Source organism: Burkholderia metallica, from assembly GCF_001718555.1.
GTDB lineage: Bacteria > Pseudomonadota > Gammaproteobacteria > Burkholderiales > Burkholderiaceae > Burkholderia > Burkholderia metallica.
On the sequence record NZ_CP013401.1, the window covers coordinates 1,701,063 to 1,715,690 of the forward strand.

20 protein-coding genes and 2 tRNA genes are annotated in these 14,628 nt (G+C 65.9%); 11 read left to right on the plus strand and 11 right to left on the minus strand.

Annotated elements, in window-relative coordinates; translation table 11 throughout:
• Positions 1–141: 141 nt before the first annotated feature.
• From WJ16_RS07550 to WJ16_RS07565, 4 genes are all read right to left on the minus strand, one after another.
• Complete coding sequence (locus tag WJ16_RS07550; protein ID WP_069256524.1) at positions 142–972, minus strand: arginyltransferase; 831 nt, start codon at positions 970–972, stop codon at positions 142–144.
• 33 nt (positions 973–1,005) lie between these two features.
• Entirely contained in the window at positions 1,006–1,770 is a 765-nt protein-coding gene (aat, locus tag WJ16_RS07555) for a leucyl/phenylalanyl-tRNA--protein transferase (protein ID WP_069256525.1), read from the minus strand.
• Between the two features lie 11 nt (positions 1,771–1,781).
• Positions 1,782–2,327 (minus strand): NUDIX hydrolase, encoded by a 546-nt coding sequence (locus tag WJ16_RS07560; RefSeq protein ID WP_069256526.1) that lies wholly within the window; start codon positions 2,325–2,327, stop codon positions 1,782–1,784.
• Positions 2,328–2,509: 182 nt separating this feature from the next.
• A tRNA-Met gene (locus WJ16_RS07565) sits at positions 2,510–2,586 on the minus strand.
• Positions 2,587–2,783: 197 nt separating this feature from the next.
• Between WJ16_RS07565 and WJ16_RS07570 the strand changes: the two genes are divergently transcribed.
• The 3 genes from WJ16_RS07570 to WJ16_RS07580 are packed head-to-tail and all read left to right on the plus strand — an operon-like array spanning position 2,784 to position 4,809.
• The gene (locus WJ16_RS07570) at positions 2,784–3,281 is read left to right on the plus strand and encodes a heme-degrading domain-containing protein (protein WP_069256527.1); all 498 of its coding nucleotides are present in this window, start codon (positions 2,784–2,786) and stop codon (positions 3,279–3,281) included.
• Positions 3,282–3,284: 3 nt separating this feature from the next.
• Positions 3,285–3,623, plus strand: coding sequence for a DMT family transporter (locus WJ16_RS07575; RefSeq protein ID WP_069256528.1), 339 nt, complete (start codon positions 3,285–3,287; stop codon positions 3,621–3,623).
• Positions 3,624–3,654: 31 nt separating this feature from the next.
• Positions 3,655–4,809: an enoyl-CoA hydratase/isomerase family protein gene (locus WJ16_RS07580; protein ID WP_069256529.1), complete on the plus strand. Its 1,155-nt coding sequence runs from the start codon at positions 3,655–3,657 to the stop codon at positions 4,807–4,809.
• Positions 4,810–4,935: 126 nt separating this feature from the next.
• Here the strand turns inward: WJ16_RS07580 and WJ16_RS07585 are convergent, their stop codons facing one another.
• A complete protein-coding gene (locus WJ16_RS07585) occupies positions 4,936–5,364 on the minus strand; it encodes a hypothetical protein (protein ID WP_069256530.1) in 429 nt (142 codons plus the stop codon).
• Positions 5,365–5,705: 341 nt separating this feature from the next.
• Here WJ16_RS07585 and ssuD point away from each other — a divergent pair, with 341 nt between their 5' ends.
• The 8 genes from ssuD (at position 5,706) to WJ16_RS07625 (ending at position 10,812) form a co-directional block, all read left to right on the plus strand.
• Complete coding sequence (gene ssuD / locus WJ16_RS07590; protein ID WP_069257990.1) at positions 5,706–6,863, plus strand: FMNH2-dependent alkanesulfonate monooxygenase; 1,158 nt, start codon at positions 5,706–5,708, stop codon at positions 6,861–6,863.
• Positions 6,864–6,880: 17 nt separating this feature from the next.
• Positions 6,881–7,693: an aliphatic sulfonate ABC transporter permease SsuC gene (gene ssuC / locus WJ16_RS07595; RefSeq protein WP_069256531.1), complete on the plus strand. Its 813-nt coding sequence runs from the start codon at positions 6,881–6,883 to the stop codon at positions 7,691–7,693.
• On the plus strand, positions 7,690–8,649 hold the full coding sequence (locus WJ16_RS07600) for an ATP-binding cassette domain-containing protein (RefSeq protein ID WP_069256532.1): 960 nt from the start codon (positions 7,690–7,692) through the stop codon (positions 8,647–8,649). The genes ssuC and WJ16_RS07600 overlap by 4 nt, the downstream gene beginning before the upstream one ends.
• A 57-nt stretch (positions 8,650–8,706) precedes the next feature.
• Positions 8,707–8,922: a TOBE domain-containing protein gene (locus tag WJ16_RS07605; RefSeq protein ID WP_006476104.1), complete on the plus strand. Its 216-nt coding sequence runs from the start codon at positions 8,707–8,709 to the stop codon at positions 8,920–8,922.
• A gap of 141 nt (positions 8,923–9,063) precedes the next feature.
• The gene (locus tag WJ16_RS07610) at positions 9,064–9,261 is read left to right on the plus strand and encodes a hypothetical protein (protein WP_021161569.1); all 198 of its coding nucleotides are present in this window, start codon (positions 9,064–9,066) and stop codon (positions 9,259–9,261) included.
• A 55-nt stretch (positions 9,262–9,316) separates the two neighbouring features.
• Positions 9,317–9,562 (plus strand): hypothetical protein, encoded by a 246-nt coding sequence (locus WJ16_RS07615; protein ID WP_069256533.1) that lies wholly within the window; start codon positions 9,317–9,319, stop codon positions 9,560–9,562.
• A gap of 130 nt (positions 9,563–9,692) precedes the next feature.
• Positions 9,693–10,679 carry a tRNA dihydrouridine(20/20a) synthase DusA gene (gene dusA, locus WJ16_RS07620; RefSeq protein ID WP_069256534.1) on the plus strand — a complete coding sequence of 329 codons (987 nt, stop codon included), beginning with the start codon at positions 9,693–9,695 and terminating at the stop codon, positions 10,677–10,679.
• A gap of 57 nt (positions 10,680–10,736) precedes the next feature.
• Positions 10,737–10,812 (plus strand) — tRNA-His (locus WJ16_RS07625).
• 88 nt (positions 10,813–10,900) lie between these two features.
• Here WJ16_RS07625 and WJ16_RS07630 read toward each other — a convergent pair.
• The 6 genes from WJ16_RS07630 to WJ16_RS35515 are packed head-to-tail and all read right to left on the minus strand — an operon-like array spanning position 10,901 to position 14,623.
• Positions 10,901–11,935, minus strand: a complete 1,035-nt coding sequence (locus tag WJ16_RS07630; protein WP_069256535.1) for a tyrosine-type recombinase/integrase — start codon at positions 11,933–11,935, stop codon at positions 10,901–10,903.
• Positions 11,932–12,138 carry a DUF4224 domain-containing protein gene (locus WJ16_RS07635; protein ID WP_069256536.1) on the minus strand — a complete coding sequence of 69 codons (207 nt, stop codon included), beginning with the start codon at positions 12,136–12,138 and terminating at the stop codon, positions 11,932–11,934. The genes WJ16_RS07630 and WJ16_RS07635 overlap by 4 nt, the downstream gene beginning before the upstream one ends.
• On the minus strand, positions 12,135–12,467 hold the full coding sequence (locus WJ16_RS07640) for a DNA-binding protein (protein ID WP_069256537.1): 333 nt from the start codon (positions 12,465–12,467) through the stop codon (positions 12,135–12,137). The genes WJ16_RS07635 and WJ16_RS07640 overlap by 4 nt, the downstream gene beginning before the upstream one ends.
• Complete coding sequence (locus WJ16_RS07645) at positions 12,464–12,955, minus strand: hypothetical protein (RefSeq protein ID WP_069256538.1); 492 nt, start codon at positions 12,953–12,955, stop codon at positions 12,464–12,466. Before WJ16_RS07645 ends, WJ16_RS07640 begins: the two co-directional genes overlap by 4 nt.
• Positions 12,948–13,100: a hypothetical protein gene (locus WJ16_RS34690; RefSeq protein ID WP_157126729.1), complete on the minus strand. Its 153-nt coding sequence runs from the start codon at positions 13,098–13,100 to the stop codon at positions 12,948–12,950. Before WJ16_RS34690 ends, WJ16_RS07645 begins: the two co-directional genes overlap by 8 nt.
• Entirely contained in the window at positions 13,097–14,623 is a 1,527-nt protein-coding gene (locus tag WJ16_RS35515; RefSeq protein ID WP_236858192.1) for a hypothetical protein, read from the minus strand. The genes WJ16_RS34690 and WJ16_RS35515 overlap by 4 nt, the downstream gene beginning before the upstream one ends.
• Positions 14,624–14,628 lie beyond the last annotated feature (5 nt).

Sequence of the window (14,628 nt, forward strand, 5' to 3'; positions counted from 1 at the left end):
AGTTGCGCGCCAAGGGCGGGGTTCGGTTCGTCGGTGCCGGTGGCGCGCGGTTCGTGCGCGGCGGTGGCGTCGGCATGGAGCTGAAACGACACCCGTTACGACACCCGTTGCCGGAGCGTGGCCGCGACGGCGCGCGGCTCGTCAACCGGACCCGGAATGCCCGCCCGGCAGCGGTGCGCGCGCCAGCGCCGCATCGACGGGCGGCACGTCGATCCGTTCCGGATCGAGGATCTTCCAGCGGCCGTCGATCAGCCCTTCCAGCGGGTGGAAGTTCGCCTTGTAGGCCATCTTCGGGCTCTCGCGGATCCAGTAGCCGAGGTACACGTAGGGCAGGCCGAGGCTCTTCGCCTGCTCGATCTGCCACAGGATGTTGTAGGTGCCGTAGCTCGTGTGCTGGTCGTCGGGCTCGAAGAACGTGTAGACCGACGACAGCCCGTCGCCGAGGATGTCGATCATGCTGACCATGCGCAGCTTGCCGGGCTCGCCGCCCGGCGCGTCGAGGTCGCGGAATTCGACGAGGCGCGAGTTGATCCGGCTCTGCAGCAGGAATTGCTCGTACTGGTCGCGGCTGTCGCGATCCATGCCGCCGCCCGCGTGGCGCGCGGACTGGTAGCGCATGTAGAGCGCGTAGTGCTCTTCGTCGTAGTGCAGCGGCGAAACCGTCGCGACGAGCGTGCGGTGCCGCTTCCACATCCGGCGCTGCGTGCGCGACGGCGCGAACGCGTCGACGGGCACGCGCACCGGCACGCAGGCCCGGCAGCCGTCGCAGTACGGACGATACGTGAACACGCCCGAGCGTCGGAAGCCGGCCTTGACGAGTTCGGTGTAGATGTCGGAATTGATCAGGTGGCTCGGCGTCGCGACTTGCGAGCGCGCGACGCGGCCGTCCAGATAGCTGCACGGATAAGGCGCCGTTGCATAGAATTGCAACGCCGAAAGCGGTGAAAGCGGCAGCTCAGTCGGGTGAGTCATGGGCAGCTCTCGATGCAGGGAAGGAGTGCCGCGCTAGCGCTCGATGCCGGAGGGGGCCGCCGGTTCGGTGCGGGCCGTCAGCGCGGCGAGCACGCGCTTGTCGAATTCCCACGGAATCGGCGGTTCGGCTACCGCGCGGCGCACGTGAGCGACAAAGGCCTTGCGTGCGATCTCGCGGCCGCCGAGCGACGCTAGATGCGACGTATTCTGCTGGCAGTCTATCATCTCCAGCCCCTGCTCGCGAAGGTGCGCGACGAGCGTGGCCAGCGCGATTTTCGACGCGTCGGTCGCGTCCGCATACATCGATTCGCCGAAGAACATCCGCCCGAACGACACGCCGTACAGGCCGCCCACGCGCCGCCCGTCGTGCCACGTCTCGATGCTGTGCGCGTTGCCGGAGCGGTAGAGCGACGTGTACGCGTCGATGATCTCAGCCGTGATCCACGTACCGCGCTGACCGCGGCGCGGCGCCTGCGCGCACGCGCGCATCACGCCGGCGAAGTCGTGATCGATGCGCACTTCCCACGCGGGGTCGCGCAGCACGCGCTTGAGCGTCTTGCGCAGCGACGGCGACACCTTGAATTCGGCCGGCACGAGGACCATGCGCGGGTCGGGGCTCCACCACAGGACGGGCTGGCCGTCCGAATACCACGGGAAGATACCGCGCAGGTACGCGTCGATGAGGCGCGACGGCAGCAGGTCGGCGCTCGCGGCGAGCAGCCCGGGCGCGCCGGTCGCCGGGCCGAGCGCGCGTTCGATGGGCGGAAACGGATCGTCCGGGCCGAGCCAGGGGACCATGGGGCGGGGGCTCAGCCGTTGCGCAGCGAGCGGAAGATATCGCCGGTGTGCACGCCGTAGTCGCCCGCGGCGCGATCGGCGAAGAAGAATCGCAGGGTCTGGCTGACGGTCGGGAACGCGATCTCGTCCCACGGGATGTCGGCTTCGTCGAACAGTTTCACTTCGAGGCTTTCCTCGCCGGCCTCGAACGCCGGATCGGTGAGTCGCGCGAGGTAGAACAGGTGGACCTGGTGCACGTGCGGCACGTTGAGCAGCGTGAACAGGTTCTGCACCTCGACGCGTGCGCCGGCTTCCTCGAGCGTTTCACGCGCGGCGGCTTCGGCCGTCGTCTCGCCCATTTCCATGAAGCCCGCGGGGAGCGTCCAGAACCCGTAGCGCGGTTCGATCGCGCGGCGGCACAGCAGGATCTGATCGCCCCAGAGCGGGACCGTGCCGACGACGTTGCGCGGATTCTGGTAGTGGATCGTGCCGCAGTGATCGCAGACGAAGCGCTCGCGGTTGTCGCCCGGAGGAATGCGCGCGATGACTTCGTGACCGCAGACGGAGCAGAATTTCATGTCGAGTGGAAGGGACGAGGTGATGCGAGTGTATCACCGGGGCGCGGCATTCTTGAACGCCTGCGCGTGCAGGTCGAGTGCCGCCCGAGGCGCAGCGCGGGTGCGCGAAGAGAAGCGGGGAGCGCGGCGGAAAAACAAAAAGCCCGGCACTGGGCCGGGCTTTTTGCATGAATCTGGGCGATTGGTTGCGGGGGTAGGATTTGAACCTACGACCTTCGGGTTATGAGCCCGACGAGCTGCCAGACTGCTCCACCCCGCGTCCGTCGAAGAAATGAATTATATGGGTTATCCCGTACGCGTGCAAGCGCTTTCTGACAATTTCTTGTCGCTGCTTGTGGGGCCGGTACCGCGGGTGCGTGCGCTAGAATCGAACGGTTTGTTTCGTTTCTTCGGCGGCGGGGCCGTGCGCGATCGCGTCGGCGCCGTTGCGACTCTCATTTCTGTATCGACGGATTCATGGACATCGCTCACGATCTGCAATCGATCGGCGCGCAGGAACAGGCGCTCGTGTTTCCCCATTTCGACGCGGCCCGCGCATGGGCGCTCGGTAGCCGAATGCATGCAATGGCCACGTCGCGCGGCCATGCGGTCGCGATCGACATCGTCACGTTCGGCCAGCCGCTGTTCTATGCGGCGCTCGCCGGCGCCACGCCCGACAACGCCGACTGGGTGCGCCGCAAGCGCAACGTCGTCGCGCATTTCCGCCGCAGTTCGTATGCGATCGGCCTGCGCATGCAGCAGGCCGGCGCGACGCTCGCCGACAAGCACGGATTGCCGATCGCCGAATATGCGCCGCACGGCGGCGCGTTTCCGCTGACCGTCGCCGGCGCCGGCGTGATCGGTTCGATCACCGCATCGGGGCTGCCGCAGCGCGCGGACCACGAATTCGTCGTCGAGGCGCTGTGTGCGGAGCTGGGTCACGACTACGCCGTGCTGGCCCTCGCAAGGACCTGAGCGATGCAGATTCCCGGTTACGCATGGCTCGCGATCGCGATCGTCGCGGAAGTGATCGGCACGTCCGCGCTGCGCGCGGCGGACGGCTTCACGCGCTTCTGGCCGTCGGCGCTCGTCGTCGCCGGTTACGGCATCGCGTTCTACTGCCTGTCGATCACGTTGCGCACGATGCCCGTCGGCATCATCTATGCAGTCTGGTCGGGCGCCGGCATCGTGCTGATCACGCTCGTCGCGATGCTGCTCTATCGCCAGGTGCCGGACCTGCCGGCCGTGATCGGCCTCGGCCTGATCATCGCCGGCGTCGTGGTGTTGAACCTGTTTTCCAAGATGCAGGCGCACTGAGCGTGCGACCGCCATTTGCCGGACAACCTACATGACCGATTCCACTTCCGCCGCCGTATCCGCCGAATCCACGCAGCCCGACGTACGCGCGTCTGTCGCGAACCGCATCGGCTTTCTCGAACTGAACCGGCCGAAGGCGCTGAACGCGCTGTCGGTCGGCATGATCCGGCTGATGCAGCAGGCGCTCGACGCATGGCGCGACGATCCGGAGGTCGTCGCGGTCGTCGTGCACAGCCCGCATCCGCGCGCGTTCTGCGCGGGCGGCGACGTGCGCTTCTTCCACGATGCGTGGCAACGGGGCGACCGCGATGCGGTCGACACGTTCTTCATCGAGGAATACACGCTGAACCACGCGATCTTCACCTATCCGAAGCCTTACATCGCGCTGATGCACGGCGTCGTGATGGGCGGCGGCATGGGGATTTCGCAGGCGGCGCGGCACACGGGCGGCCTGCGCGTCGTGACCGACTCGACGAAGATGGCGATGCCGGAAACGCGTATCGGCCTGTTCCCGGACGTCGGGATGAGCTGGTTCCTCGCGCGCACGCCCGGCGCGATCGGCCGCTACCTCGCCGTGACCGGCGCGACGCTCGATGCGGCCGGCGCGCTATACGCGCAGCTCGCCGACGCCTATCTACCCGATGCCGCGCTGCCGGCGCTGCTCGATACGCTTCGCGGCGCGCGCCTCGACAGCGGCGAGCAGGCCGTCGCGTGCGTGGCCGATGCGTGCGCTGCGCACAAGGTCGTGCCGACACCCGACACGTCGGCACTGGCCGACGCGCGCGCCGGGATCGACCGGCATTTCGCGCGGCCGGACATCCGCGCGATCCTCGCGTCGCTCGACGCCGAGCAGGATTGCGCGGCCGTCGACGGATGGGTCGAGAAGGCGACCCATGCGATGCGCGAACAGTTGTCGCCGCTGTCGATGGCCGTATCGCTGGAAGTGGTCGAGCGTGCGCGCGGCGCGACGATGGCCGATTGCCTGCGGCGCGATCTCGATCTCACGCGTTCGACGTTCGCGCGCGGCGACGTGATCGAAGGTGTGCGCGCGCTGATCGTCGACAAGGATCATCAACCGGTCTGGCGTTTCAGGTCGGTCGCCGACCTCGATCGCGCAGACGTGCTCGCGATGTTCGACCGTCCGTGGACGCCCGACACGCATCCGCTGCGGAATCTGAAGGACTGACGTCGAGCGGGTGAACTGAACCCCGAGCCGGACATGAAAAGGCCGCCTGCATAGGACATGCAGGCGGCCTTTTTTCGTGATGTCGACCGGACCGTGATCGACGGGCGCCGAGCGCGTGCGCCCGTGTTACGCGTCGCCTGTGTCGTCCGACATGAACGCACGCATGAACACGAGTGCGCCGAAGCCCCATACCGCGTTCGCCGCGAAGCCGGCGGCGAGCACCGGCATCATGTTGCCCGACGGCCAGATGCCGCGCAGCGGATCGATCGCGAACACGCGGGCGGCCGTGAGCACGATGCCGCCGAACACCAGCGCGCCGATCCACGACGCCTCGCGTTCCGGCGACACGCGCAGCAGCCACGCCATCGGGATCGCACAGCATGCACTGATCAGCGCATTCGCGACAAATTCAGGAATGCCGAGCGGCGCGAACGGTTGCGTGGAGAAGCCGGTGGCTGCGATCAGGTCGGCGGTATGAAGGAGTGCGAGTGTGGCTTCGCGGAAGAACAGGGCGGCCAGGAAGCCGGACAGGAATGGCAGGATGACTTTCTGCATCGATGAGTGCACCGCAGGCGCGCACGGCCGGGGCCGTCCGCGCGGAGTTATTCGGATAGGATCGTCATTATAGGGCCCCGCCCGTCTCGATATTCGCTCCAGCGTCGTGCTAATCACGAAAGCGGAAAACCTAAGCTCAAAAAAATCGTTCCAAAGCCCTGCGCCGATCCCTAGACTGATTTCCCAGAAACAGCCGTGCCATCGCGTCCTCGCCCGCGGCACGGCCTGACCGGCGAGCCATCCCGATTCGAACGCACAGCATGCATGCGCCGCGCATCCGCGACGCGAGCAGGGCGATGTTTTTTCAAATTCCGGCACGAACAGTCAAGCAGGAGCAGCAGATGAATGTGTTCTGGTTTATCCCCACGCACGGCGACAGCCGCTATCTCGGAACAGCGGAAGGCGCGCGCGCCGCGACTTACGATTACTTCAAGCAGATCGCGGTGGCGGCCGATACGCTCGGCTACGAGGGCGTGCTGCTGCCTACCGGCCGTTCGTGCGAGGACGCGTGGGTCGTTGCGTCGAGCCTCATCCCGGCGACGCAGCGCCTGAAGTTCCTGGTCGCGATCCGTCCTGGCATCGCGTCGCCGGGGCTGTCGGCGCGGATGGCCGCGACGTTCGACCGCCTGTCGGGCGGCCGCCTGCTGATCAACGTCGTGACGGGCGGCGATTCCGCCGAACTCGAAGGCGACGGCCTGTTCGCGGATCACGATACGCGCTACGAAATCACCGACGACTTTCTGAACATCTGGCGCGGGCTGCTGTCCGCATCGCACGACAACGGCGGTTTCGACTACATCGGCAAGCATCTGCAATCGAAGGGCGGCAAGACGCTGTATCCGCCCGTGCAGCGTCCGCACCCGCCGCTGTGGTTCGGCGGTTCGTCGCCGGCCGCGCATGCGATCGCGGCCGATCACATCGACACCTACCTGACCTGGGGCGAGCCGCCCGAAGCCGTCGCGAAGAAGATCGCCGATATTCGCGCCCGTGCGGAGGCGCGCGGCCGCAAGATCAAGTTCGGCATTCGTCTGCACGTGATCGTGCGCGAGACCGAGGACGAAGCCTGGAGCGACGCCGAGCGCCTGATCAGCCGCCTCGACGACGAAACCATCGCGCGCGCGCAGCAGGCGTTCGCGAACATGGATTCGGAAGGCCAGCGCCGCATGGCTGCGCTGCACGGCGGCAAGCGCGGCGGCCGCGAGGCGCTCGAGGTGTATCCGAACCTGTGGGCCGGCGTCGGCCTCGTGCGCGGCGGCGCAGGCACCGCGCTCGTCGGCAATCCGGAGCAGGTCGCGGCACGCATGCGCGAATACGCGGATCTCGGTATCGAGACCTTCATCCTGTCCGGCTATCCGCATCTGGAAGAGTCGTACCGTTTCGCGGAGCTCGTGTTCCCGCTGATCAAGGGCGACGGTGCGGCGAAGGCGACCGGCCCGCTGTCGGGCCCGTTCGGCGAGATCGTCGGCAACAGCTATCTGCCGAAAGCGGCCCAGAGCTGAGCGACGGGAGGCTTGCGATGACAACGAAAACGTCGACGACGGGCGCGGCCGTGGCCGCCCGCGCATGGCGCGGTGTCGCGCCGTGGCTCGTGCCGCTCGCGCTGCTGGCGGCATGGGAAGTCGGCGCGCGTGTCGGCTGGCTGTCGACACGCGTGCTGCCCGAACCCGTTGCGGTCGTGCGGGCGGCCTGGTCGCTCGTGACCTCGGGCGAGATGTGGGCGAACGTGAAAGTCAGTACCTGGCGCGCGCTGTTCGGTTTCACGATCGGCGGCGGCGTGGGTCTCGCGCTCGGGCTCGCCACCGGCTTGTCGAAGGCGGCCGAGGTCGCGCTCGATTCGACGATCCAGATGATCCGCAACATCCCGGCGCTCGCGATGATTCCGCTCGTGATCCTGTGGTTCGGCATCGACGAGAAGGCGAAGCTGTTCCTCGTTGCGCTCGGGGTGTTCTTTCCGGTCTACATCAACACGTACCACGGGATCCGCTCGGTCGACGCGAACCTGATCGAGATGGCGAAGAGCTACGGCGTGCGCGGTTTTGCGCTGTACCGCGACGTGATCCTGCCCGGGGCGTTGCCGTCGATTCTCGTCGGCGTGCGTTTCGCGCTCGGGCTGATGTGGGTGATGCTGATCGTCGCGGAAACGATCTCCGCGCAGTCGGGCATCGGCTACATGACGATGAACGCGCGTGAATTCCTGCAAACCGACGTGGTGGTGGTCGGGATCCTGCTGTACGCAGTGCTCGGCAAGCTGGCCGACGTGCTGGCGAAATGGATCGAGCGCGTGACGCTGCGCTGGCACCCCGCTTACCAATCAGGAGCAAAGGCATGAATGCGACGACTTCGGCGGCCGCCTACGGCACGCTCGCCGGCGCAGACCTCGAGGCCGAACTGGCGCAGGCGCGCGTCGCGGACGGCGATGCGCGGGACGCGGCGATCCTCGAACGTGACGGCGGCGCATCGGTCGTGCCGCTCGCGCGGCGGCGCGCGGGAAACCCGGCAGCCGACGACGCGGTGACGCTGTCGGGCGTCAGCAAGCGCTTCGGCGCGCGCACGGTGCTCGACAACGTCGAACTCGGCATCGCGCGCGGCAGCTTCGTCGCGATCGTCGGCCGCAGCGGCTGCGGGAAATCGACGCTGCTGCGTCTCGTCGCCGGGCTCGAGCAACCGAGCAGCGGCGTGCTTCAGACGCACGGCGACGGCGGCGGCGTACTCGATACGCGGATCATGTACCAGGATGCGCGCCTGCTGCCGTGGAAGACGGTGCTGCAGAACGTGATGCTGGGCCTCGGGCGCGGCGCGCGCGACCAGGCGCGCGCGGTGCTCGATGAAGTCGGCCTGCTGGAACGCGCGAACGACTGGCCCGCGCAGCTGTCGGGCGGCCAGCGGCAGCGTGTCGCGCTGGCGCGTGCGCTCGTGCACCGGCCGCAACTGCTGTTGCTCGACGAGCCGCTCGGCGCGCTCGACGCGCTGACCCGCATCGAGATGCATGCGCTGATCGAGCGGCTGTGGCGCGAACATCGGTTCACCGCGCTGCTCGTCACCCACGACGTACAGGAAGCCGTGGCGCTCGGCGACCGCATCCTGCTCATCGAGCAGGGGCGTGTGGCGCTGGATCAGCCGGTGCCGCTCGAGCGGCCGCGCGCGCGCGCATCGGCCGCGTTCGCGGCGCTGGAGGATCGCGTGCTGCAACGCGTGCTCGCCGGCGGCCCCGGCGCGGCCGATCCGCGCGCGGTGCACGCGGCAGACGACGTTCGACCGGTCGGGCAGATTCGCTGGGCCGTTTAAATCCGGGCGGCAGCGGCCGCCCGTTCTGAGATCTTTTTCTTCGGAGCGATCAACCTGATGAGCATCACTGCAATCAACGTACGTAACCAGTTCAAGGGCAAGGTGAAGGAGATCATTCGCGGCTCCGTGGTCTCCGAGGTCGACGTCGAGACGCCGTTCGGCATCGTCACGTCGGTGATCACGACCCGTTCGGTCGACGAGCTCGAACTGAAGGTGGGCGCGGAAGTCGTCGCGCTCGTGAAATCGACCGAAGTATCGATCGCGCGCCTCTGAGCCCGCGTGGCCGCGCCGGTGCGGCGCCGCGGGCGATCTGCCCGCTGGTGCAGCCCGGCACGGGCGCAGCGCGTTTGCCTCGGTATTCGACGTCCGGACGAAGTGCTAGGATGGAGCGACACCGACGCCGGAGGCCAACGCATGACCCCCATCCTTTCCCCCGAAGCCATCGAGGCGCTGAAGTGGATCGACCAGTTCGGTGAAAGCCGGCCGGTTCCCGCCGCGTTCGACGATGTCGTCTACGCGTTGCTGAACGAGGGGCTGATCTATCAGGCGGCGGCCGGCCGGGTCGACCTGACGGCCGATGGCAAATCCTTTTTGTCCGACGAATACGATTGAGCGCGCGGCGCCGGCCGCGCGGGCGGCCTGGCGCTGCGTCGCCACGGAGCGTGCGATGGAACCGAGAGGCAGCGACCTCGGCGATTTCAGCGAGCCGTACCGCGGCTTCGAGATCGAGGTGAAGACCGAGCAGGTCTGGGACGGCGAGCATGCGCACTACCGTGTGCTGCAGGGCGATGCCGTGCGGATCGACTGGCGGCTCGTCAAGGTCGACGGGCTACTGCTGACCGAACGGCGCGTGATCGAGCGCGTGCTCGATGCGGCACGGCAGGCGGTCGATGCGGAGCTGGGCGACGGGTAGCCTGCGTGCGGGGCAGGCATGCCCGATGATGCGTTAAAATACCGGGTTGTTTCCGCGCCGTCTGGCTTGTTGCCCGAAATCCATGTCCGTACCGTCCTCGCTTCCTCCTCGCCGCGTCTCCGTCGCGCCCATGCTCGACTGGACCGATCGCCATTGCCGGTCGTTCCACCGGACGCTGACGCGCGACACCTGGCTGTATACGGAGATGATCACGACGGGCGCGCTGCTGTTCGGCGATGCCCAGCGACATCTCGCGTTCACGCCGAACGAGTCGCCGGTCGCACTGCAACTGGGCGGTAGCGAGCGCGACGATCTCGCCCGCGCCGCGAAGCTCGGCGAGCAGTGGGGCTACGACGAAATCAACCTGAATTGCGGATGCCCGTCCGAGCGCGTGCAGCGCGGCGCGTTCGGCGCGTGCCTGATGAACGAGCCGCAGCTCGTCGCCGACTGCGTGAAGGCGATGCGCGATGCGGTGTCGGTGCCGGTCACGGTCAAGCATCGAATCGGTGTCGACGCGGTCGAGGACTACGCGTTCGTACGCGACTTCGTCGGCACGGTGGCCGACGCGGGCTGCGAAACGTTCGTCGTCCACGCGCGCAATGCGATCCTGAAGGGGCTGTCGCCGAAGGAGAATCGCGAGATTCCGCCGCTCAAGTACGACTATGCGTACCAGTTGAAGCGCGATTTCCCGTCACTCGAGATCGTCATCAACGGCGGCATCACGACGCTCGACGAGGTTGCGCAGCATCTCGAACATGTCGACGGCGTGATGCTCGGCCGCGAGGCGTATCACAACCCGTACGTGCTGGCGGAAGTCGATGCGCGCTTCTACGGATCGACCGCAGTGGTGCCGACGCGTGAAGAGGCGGAGGCGAAGCTGATCGAATATTGTGCGGCCGAACTGAAGCGCGGAACCTACCTCGGCGCGATCGTGCGGCACGCGCTCGGACTGTATCGCGGCATGCCCGGCGCTCGCGGCTGGCGTCGTGTGCTGTCCGACAACAAGAAGCTTGCGCGCGGCGATCTGGCCGTGTTCGACGAGGCACGCGCGCATCTGAACGAGGCAGAAGAAGTTTTTGAAAAAAAAGCTTTGCAAGATTCAAAAGTGTTCGTATAATCTTGTTCTTCGCTGCTGAGACGCAAAAGCAGCGAAGAACAAAAAGCAGTAACAGTGGTGGCTGTAGCTCAGTTGGTAGAGTCCAGGATTGTGATTCCTGTCGTCGTGGGTTCGAGTCCCATCAGCCACCCCAAAGAATTCTGAGCAGTATCAAGCAGTTAGAAACGGCACTGAGATTTTATCCAGTGCTGTTTTTGTTTTGGAATTCCACAAAATGGAATTTAAAGCGCCTTCCGCTTCACGATTTTGTTTCGATCGTAGACTCGCGCGGTAGTCGCAGGATTCGCGTGAAGATCCGGCAATGCGCCGCTCTCGCGCTTGAATTGCGTCGCGTAGTATGCGCGCAGGTCATGGAAGGTGAATCGGCTGGCAATGACCTTCGCCTCGATCGCCTCGTTCATCAACTTCCCCCAGAACCCTTTGAAGCCGTCGCGCGTGTAGTGCGTGCCGAACTTCGTCGTGAAGACGTAGAGGCACTCCTTATCGCCGCGCACGGCCTCCAGTCGATCGAGCAGTTCGGCAAGCGGCGGCGTGATTTCGATCTGCTCGATGACTTCGCCGCGCTTCTTGCCGCGCTGCTTCGCGCGTTTGATCCGAATGTGGCCGGCCGCGCGGTCGACCTGCGGCCACGACAGGTCGAGGAATTCGACCTTCCGATTACCTGCGAGCGCGGCATACTCCGCGGCCATCCCCATCATCGCGCGCTGGCCGCCTTGGGCCGCGAGCCATCCAGTGAACGCCCGCAGATCGTCCGGATCAGCGGTTTCCGTGCGAGGTTGCTCCTCGTTGCGCCGAACCTCTCGGCAAGGGTTCGTCTTTGCCTGTCCGAACTCGATCGCGAGGCCGATCAGATTCGAGAGCAGGGCGATCTCGCGGTTCGCTCGCACCGGCGCGTCCTTTCGTTCCTTGCGGAGATAGCGTGCGACATCCGGGGCTTCGATATCGGATGCGCGCGCATCCTTGAACCGGAGCAGCAGCGGGCCCGAGCACTGCGTGTAGTCCTTTCGCGTGTCAGGCGAGTAGCGTTTCCAGCGCTCAGTCTCCTGGAACTCCTCCCAGAGCTTTCCGATCGTCCCGGTGTCGCCGGCCGTGCCGATGATGTCGAGCACCTTGCGCACGGCCGCGACCTTGTCCATGCCGAGGCTGATCGGCTTGGCACCGACGGGGTGGTAGCGGTAGCTGATCCCCTTCTTCCGGGGGATCGCCTCCATGCGCGGCAGCAGTCCGTCGCGCAGGATGTTCTTCTTCCGTTTCATGCTGCGGTTTGCCAGTTGATAGTCGATTTGCGCTGCGGCGCTTCATCGCGGCGGTTCACTTGTTCCCATGTCAAAAGGGGATGGCCGTCTGCCTTCCGCGGCGCATCAATGCCGAGCGCCTTCTTGATCCAGCGCGCCTGCGCTGCCCCTTGCTTGAGGCCGCCCGTCAGCTCGACGAGCTCGTCGTTCGTCACGATGCTCATTTTCCCCTCGTAGCCATAGCAAGCTCGACACGGCGGTTGATCTCGCGATCGTATCCAGCGAGCGTGGATTGCAGGTTGGGTGCGAGACGCGGCCCGGCGGACGGCGTGTCGAGCGGCGCGCGCGGTGCGGCGACAGGCGTCAGCTCGTACGCCGTGTCCGTCGTGACGCGCCGATCGATCCGGATGCGGCCGGCGTAGAACAGCGTGTCGAGGAAGCACTGCACGAAGGCCGTCGACGTCTGGAGTTCAGTCGCTATCTGCCGCGCGGTGTGCGTGCCATTCGCGAGGACGCCGATCACGACAGCGCTGTTGATGCGGCGGCTGGTCATTGGCCTTCTCCTGCGCGAACGTTCAGGGCTGCTTCGATAGCGTCGCGGATGTCACAACGTTGCGGCGGCGATGCTTCGCCGCACGACCCAACGCACGGGCCAAGCGCTTCGATGGCAGCATCGACCATCGCCTCCGTCACCTCGGCACGCGGCTCCGGCTGCTGAGCGGCGAGGAGGGCAGCTTCGGCGTGTTCGAGGCGCTCCAGCAACGCGAGAATGGTCGCCGGGTTCGCGGCCCGAAAATATGCCTCGGCCGCACCAGGCGCGTTTCCGATTCCGTAAAACTGCACGCCGAGCGGTTCGCCGTCATAGTTTAGGAAATCGGCTTCTAGCTCGACGCTTCCTTCGCCGCTGCAGCATGGACATTCGATATACCGTCCGTCGTTGTAGTGGTCGATGGACTGAGCACTGTCGATGTCCTGCGGTGTTGCCGCAAGCGCGGCTTGCTTCAGCGCGTCGATTTTTTCGACCGTCAGCGTCTTATTCATGCTTGGCCTCGTCGTCCGTGACTTCATATTCCCAATGCCCGTTGTCATGCGTCGCGAGAAAGTCCTCGGCGACCAGTTCAGCGCACACATCGTCGTAATCTTCGGGCCGCTTGACGCGGATCACGATGTATTCCGGATGGCTCATTGCTTGTCTCCATCGAGAAGGGCGCGGTAGTCGTCGCAGAGCGATTTGACCGAAGCCAGATAACCGTCGCTGTTCCATTCGGCATTGGCGTGCCGCGACGCAAGGTCGTACCACTGCTCGTCCGTCATCTCCTGCCGAGTGGCGACCTGCGCGGGCGGGGCGGTGTATAGCGCGCGCACTTCGCAACGCGGGCCATTGTCGTAACCCGCATAGCGCCCGGTCGCGAGCGTCGCGTCGTGCAACTCCTTCGTGCAGTTCTCCCGTTGGATCGGAGCGCCCGTAGGGCTGATCTCCGTGCGCCGCACTTGCCACGCCACCGCCTCTTGCCCCGCTGCCGCTGCGGTCGATTCGTTGTGGTGCCACAGGAATGCGCAGTACGCAGCAACGTCGCGCGGATCACCCTTCTGGATATGGCGCATCAACTCGGCGCGGCACTCGTCCGCCCAGTCGTCGCGCATCCAGTTGTCCGAGTAGCCGTACTTCCGCTGCGCGGACAGCAACTTGTTGCCGAGCGCATGGGCGAATCGGCGCACAAGCTTTGCGGTGTCGTGATGCAGTTCGGCCGGAATCGTGGGCTCCGCTGCGGGCTGCGATGCTGCCGCGCCCGTATCTGGGGCATGTACAAGACACGGCTTCACGCCATTGACGTATCCGCAAGTTCCGTCGGGATTCCCAAGATCTTCCTGACAAATGCATGGACCGCGCTCGTCTGCCGGCGCTGCCGCTGCCTCTGCGGAGGGAGCGGAGCGAGGCTCGCCGTCGAGGATGATCAGCGCATCCTCGATCGCGGTGTTGTAGCCGAAGCGGTACTGCGATTCCGGTTCGTCGATCGGCCCGAGTTCGCCCGGCGGATTCGGCTGAATCAAGGCGGCGATCTTCTCGGCCGCTCCCGCCACTTCAGTGCGAGGGGCGCGGGACAGTGCAATGCGTGCTTCTTTCCAACCCTCGCGGAATCCCCAAGCCCAATATTCGTCAACGCCTTGGCCTACTTCGGCATCGAGCTTGCGGAGCGCGGCCTCGCAATCAGCATCTCGCGGCGTGTCGTCGTTCACATGGCGCTTTACTTCCACCTCCGCCCCATTGCCCGTACCTTCGAGCGGGGCGGGGTCCGTCACGTCGTGCAGCCGCTGCTTCAATTCGTCAACCATGTTGCGGTAACGCTGCACCGATGCTTCCAGCCGTTCTACCTTCGCGCGCATATCTTCGAGAAGCTCTCGCCCCGCGTTGAGCCCGTCGTCGTAACCTTCGGAGTAGTCGAGTGACCGCTCGGCCGGCGCTGCTTCGTGCTGCTCGAGAGGGGATGCGGTAAGGATGGCGCGGAGTTGTTCGGCATGGTCGATCCATGCGGCGAGGTAATCTGCATCGGCGCACGAGCCACAAATCATCGCGCCGTCGTGCGGTCGAATATGGCTGCGCTTGTTGCAGTGGTCACATTCTCCGAACCGCACGGCGGCGGCGTCGTATTCAGGGCACACGGGCGCAGCAGGAAGCGCATCAGCGCGGCTATTGTCGGTGGTGGTCATGGTGG

What these genes read in the sequence shown, in the direction of transcription:
- WJ16_RS07550 (WP_069256524.1), bottom strand. Translation starts at nt 972, where the DNA reads ATGACTCACCCGACTGAGCTGCCGCTTTCACCGCTTTCGGCGTTGCAA.
- aat (WP_069256525.1), bottom strand. Translation starts at nt 1,770, where the DNA reads ATGGTCCCCTGGCTCGGCCCGGACGATCCGTTTCCGCCCATCGAACGC.
- WJ16_RS07560 (WP_069256526.1), bottom strand. Translation starts at nt 2,327, where the DNA reads ATGAAATTCTGCTCCGTCTGCGGTCACGAAGTCATCGCGCGCATTCCT.
- WJ16_RS07570 (WP_069256527.1), top strand. Translation starts at nt 2,784, where the DNA reads ATGGACATCGCTCACGATCTGCAATCGATCGGCGCGCAGGAACAGGCG.
- WJ16_RS07575 (WP_069256528.1), top strand. Translation starts at nt 3,285, where the DNA reads ATGCAGATTCCCGGTTACGCATGGCTCGCGATCGCGATCGTCGCGGAA.
- WJ16_RS07580 (WP_069256529.1), top strand. Translation starts at nt 3,655, where the DNA reads ATGACCGATTCCACTTCCGCCGCCGTATCCGCCGAATCCACGCAGCCC.
- WJ16_RS07585 (WP_069256530.1), bottom strand. Translation starts at nt 5,364, where the DNA reads ATGCAGAAAGTCATCCTGCCATTCCTGTCCGGCTTCCTGGCCGCCCTG.
- ssuD (WP_069257990.1), top strand. Translation starts at nt 5,706, where the DNA reads ATGAATGTGTTCTGGTTTATCCCCACGCACGGCGACAGCCGCTATCTC.
- ssuC (WP_069256531.1), top strand. Translation starts at nt 6,881, where the DNA reads ATGACAACGAAAACGTCGACGACGGGCGCGGCCGTGGCCGCCCGCGCA.
- WJ16_RS07600 (WP_069256532.1), top strand. Translation starts at nt 7,690, where the DNA reads ATGAATGCGACGACTTCGGCGGCCGCCTACGGCACGCTCGCCGGCGCA.
- WJ16_RS07605 (WP_006476104.1), top strand. Translation starts at nt 8,707, where the DNA reads ATGAGCATCACTGCAATCAACGTACGTAACCAGTTCAAGGGCAAGGTG.
- WJ16_RS07610 (WP_021161569.1), top strand. Translation starts at nt 9,064, where the DNA reads ATGACCCCCATCCTTTCCCCCGAAGCCATCGAGGCGCTGAAGTGGATC.
- WJ16_RS07615 (WP_069256533.1), top strand. Translation starts at nt 9,317, where the DNA reads ATGGAACCGAGAGGCAGCGACCTCGGCGATTTCAGCGAGCCGTACCGC.
- dusA (WP_069256534.1), top strand. Translation starts at nt 9,693, where the DNA reads ATGCTCGACTGGACCGATCGCCATTGCCGGTCGTTCCACCGGACGCTG.
- WJ16_RS07630 (WP_069256535.1), bottom strand. Translation starts at nt 11,935, where the DNA reads ATGAAACGGAAGAAGAACATCCTGCGCGACGGACTGCTGCCGCGCATG.
- WJ16_RS07635 (WP_069256536.1), bottom strand. Translation starts at nt 12,138, where the DNA reads ATGAGCATCGTGACGAACGACGAGCTCGTCGAGCTGACGGGCGGCCTC.
- WJ16_RS07640 (WP_069256537.1), bottom strand. Translation starts at nt 12,467, where the DNA reads ATGACCAGCCGCCGCATCAACAGCGCTGTCGTGATCGGCGTCCTCGCG.
- WJ16_RS07645 (WP_069256538.1), bottom strand. Translation starts at nt 12,955, where the DNA reads ATGAATAAGACGCTGACGGTCGAAAAAATCGACGCGCTGAAGCAAGCC.
- WJ16_RS34690 (WP_157126729.1), bottom strand. Translation starts at nt 13,100, where the DNA reads ATGAGCCATCCGGAATACATCGTGATCCGCGTCAAGCGGCCCGAAGAT.
- WJ16_RS35515 (WP_236858192.1), bottom strand. Translation starts at nt 14,623, where the DNA reads ATGACCACCACCGACAATAGCCGCGCTGATGCGCTTCCTGCTGCGCCC.